The organism is Vibrio sp. 10N.222.49.C9 (assembly GCF_041474985.1).
Classification (GTDB): Bacteria; Pseudomonadota; Gammaproteobacteria; order Enterobacterales; family Vibrionaceae; genus Vibrio; species Vibrio crassostreae_C.
Genome location: NZ_JBFRVD010001179.1, coordinates 1 through 361 on the forward strand (window position 1 = coordinate 1; position 361 = coordinate 361).

1 protein-coding gene is annotated in these 361 nt (G+C 46.0%); it reads right to left on the bottom strand.

Features of this window, described 5'->3' with window-relative positions; genetic code table 11:
• Window positions 1–361: DNA adenine methylase (locus tag AB4585_RS27460; RefSeq protein WP_372171913.1), on the bottom strand; the 361-nt coding region annotated here is incomplete at both ends.

Here is a 361-nt window from a genome sequence, read left to right on the forward strand (position 1 = left end):
CGCTTCTGATTGAACCGCATTAGCCCATTAAAGCAATGGCGATTCAGATAGTAGAGTAATTGTGCCGATTCAAGGGACTCGAACTCCCCACTATCGATTAACTCATTAAATCGTGCCCTATTGAACAGAAACACTTGAGCAGAATTCTCGGCATTAATTCGCCCGAGGTTGAAGTCAGCAAACCCTATTTGTCGATACAGATTTATCAGATGAACATTACTATCGTTAAGGGTTGCGCGCTCTGGCTGAACAGCCATGAAGACAGAACCAGCACCACAAAACGGCTCTATCAGATGACCACACTGTAAATGACGATAGACATCAGCCACAGCATCAGCAAGCCACCTCTTTCCCCCCACGT